Annotated in this window: 4 protein-coding genes; all 4 read left to right on the forward strand. The window is 33.6% G+C overall.

Going from position 1 to position 2890, the window contains the following annotated elements; genetic code table 11:
* Window positions 1-640 precede the first annotated feature (640 nt).
* The gene (locus RQ893_RS08890) at window positions 641-787 is read left to right on the forward strand and encodes a hypothetical protein (protein ID WP_311482653.1); all 147 of its coding nucleotides are present in this window, start codon (window positions 641-643) and stop codon (window positions 785-787) included.
* Window positions 788-850: 63 nt separating this feature from the next.
* Window positions 851-1219 (forward strand): EXLDI protein, encoded by a 369-nt coding sequence (locus RQ893_RS08895; RefSeq protein WP_076388092.1) that lies wholly within the window; start codon window positions 851-853, stop codon window positions 1217-1219.
* Window positions 1220-1694: 475 nt separating this feature from the next.
* Window positions 1695-2246, forward strand: coding sequence for an isoprenylcysteine carboxylmethyltransferase family protein (locus RQ893_RS08900; protein WP_311482654.1), 552 nt, complete (start codon window positions 1695-1697; stop codon window positions 2244-2246).
* 44 nt (window positions 2247-2290) lie between these two features.
* Window positions 2291-2890: alpha/beta hydrolase (locus tag RQ893_RS08905; protein ID WP_399523615.1), on the forward strand; the 600-nt coding region annotated here is incomplete at its 3' end.

Raw genomic sequence — 2890 nt, forward strand, 5'->3', positions numbered from 1 at the left:
AAGAAGAGCTTTTAAAAGTAGCTAATGCCAAGAAAGACTACACAGACCTTGCAGATAGGGTGGAAGAATTAAGGTATGAAAAAGAAAAGATACTCCTCAACATTGCAGAAGAGAAAAATGAACAAAGTAGACTAATAGAATTATACTAAACTCAATTTAAGTTTGTATAAGTTTATTTGAATATTTTGGAAGCAGTGGATTGCTAGCGCTCGCTCTAGCCGAAAAGCGCCCCAAGGAAAAAATATTCAAATAGGATTTATTTGTGTCTAGTTTTAATTAGATAATAGTATTAGAAGAGTTTTTAGAAAACCAACAATCAGAAATAGACAGCCATGATGAAGAATTAGTAAGGAAACTTATGGAGAAGATAGTGGTTTATGAAGAAAGGCTGAAAGTAATGTTTAAATCTGGGATTGAAATTATAATAAATAAGTAGGCAGTACTTATATGGGATTGTTGTTCTTCCTTGGAAATTGTATAATACAATTAGTTGAGATTTATGGAGTAGGTGTATGGTTGCACAAGAAGTGATATTTGAATTGATAGACCTTAGGCGGAAAGTTGGGTACTTGGATTAAAAAAAGAAAGGTATAAATCTGATAAAAAAGGAAAGCAAGATTTGCTTCATGATATTATTTTCATGGCTGATAGTAGAGAGGCTTTCATGATAATATGTGTTGTCGAAGAAGATAAGTATAATATGAAAGATGTCAGGAAAGATAAGGGAAGAAGTGATACTCAAAATGTTGTTGATTCTCTAAAGCTTAAAATTATAATAAGCTTGTAATAATTAATTCACTTTATCAGTGTCGATAATATAGTAAAATTGATTAACATAAGGAGGTATTTTATGAAGTATGAAGATATTAGATTAAATGTTTCAAATGATACTATTAGTGATTATAAAGTATTCAAAGGAATAAAATTATATTCTGAAATGTTTAAAGCAGAAGATGGGAAAAAACTCATTAACAAAAGAGTGTTTGTAACTCCAAAAAGAAATTATGTATATTATGAAAGGACAGATATAAATTGGAATTATTGGTCAGATAAAACTAAATATGACTCGAGTTTTGATTTAGGTGATAAAAATCATAATATAATATTTGAAGTAACATCTGAATTGGATGATTTCTCAAAATACTTAGATGAAGAAGTAATCAAAAAAATTATAATGAAAGAAAAAAGAGAAGAGATAGTAGAAGTACTAGATATTTGAGACTGTGTAAAATTCTGTGTATAGAAACCTCCTGATTATGGTTAAGAAAAACTAATCAGGAGGAATTTTTATGCCATAAGAAAGCGATCAGAAATAAAATCTGTAAGATGTTAATTGAAGAATATTAAGAGGAAACAGCACAAAATTTACAAGATGCTCTAAAATACCTTTTTGGTTAATACAATGGAGCATTTGTTGAAGAGTGTGAAAATGCATTAGTTTTAAATAAAATGTTAAAAGAATTTAGAAATAATTGAGAATAAATATATTCCCACATACGAGGCTTCTCTAAAATATTGAATTTTGTCCATACTGACCACTCAAGTCATGTAGGAACTGAAGTATTGATGTCAAGAAAATAAGTTAAGCTGAAATTGCTTCGATTACAATGACAAAAAAGCGCTGGAATGAGTCGGTTCACTAGAATATCCTTGACTTATATGTAGGGCTCGTGGCCGTAATTTCGGTGATATTTTTGATTATTAGAAAGATAAAACAGGCGATGAAAAGATATGAATATTTACCAATTTTCGGCATAGGTCCGGCGTATGTTGTTTCCATTTTATTGCCGACGCTTGCGGTGGTGCTTTTAAGGGATAATCATGTATTTGAATCAGGAAAACTGATAACTCTGCGAATACCGCTAATCGTTATTGGCGTGCTTCTCATCATTTTGTCTGCTTTTATATGGACACAGGCGGTCATCGTATCGAAGCTGGACGAGAATATTAAAAAGAATCATTTGGTAACATCGGGAGTTTATTCCTGGGTCAGGAATCCGGTCTATTCTGCTTTTATGCTTCTATGCACAGGAATAATCCTTGTTGCCGGCAATGCATGGTTCTTTGTTCTTCCTTTTCTTTACTGGCAACTCTTGGCTGTACTCATAAAGCATACAGAGGAAAAATGGTTGAAAGATCGGTATGGTAAGGCCTATAAAGAGTATTGCAGAAACGTCAACCGCTGTTGGCCGTGGTTGCCGAAAAAATCAGAAAAGAACTGGAGAAGAGGATCTGTGGTTTCATGAATTTAGATAAGAAGAGACAGATCTTTTAATTAGATAGTTGTTAGATGAAAAAAAGGCGCAAAATGACTCTAACTTATAAAATAGCAGCAGGCATAGTAAAACTTCTGGGCGTGAAAAAAATATTCAAAAGACCCAAGGAAGATATCTTGGAATATGCTAAAAAACAAAACGAAAAGTCTCTTTTTGATATTGATAAGGCGATAAAACGGGCTAGCAGAAAGAAATATTTTCTCTTTGACAGAAAAGTGATGGGACATCGGGTTTTGACCTATCAAAAAAATGAAAATCCGGCAACAGGAGCGGTACTTTATCTTTTTGGCGGAGGAATGATCACGGGCCCTGACAATTTGGATTTTTCTCTCTCAGAAAGAATAATGGAAAAAACAGGAAAAGACGTCTGGTTTTTATTCTATCCCTTGTGCACGGCAGATAGAAATATAATAGAGACGTATAAAGTTTGCTTTGAGACTTATAAAATGATGACAAAGGCCTATGAGGCGGACAAGATCGGCGTATTGGGATTCTCGTCAGGCGCTGGTTTAGCCCTTGGGCTTTTTTTGCATAATAATGCCTTGGGCACGCCTTTGCCAATGCCTGGCAGGATCATTGCCGTTTCTCCGGGAGGACTTCCAAATAAAAATTGT

The sequence above is a fragment of the uncultured Anaerococcus sp. genome (genome assembly GCF_963510915.1).
GTDB lineage: Bacteria > Bacillota > Clostridia > Tissierellales > Peptoniphilaceae > Anaerococcus.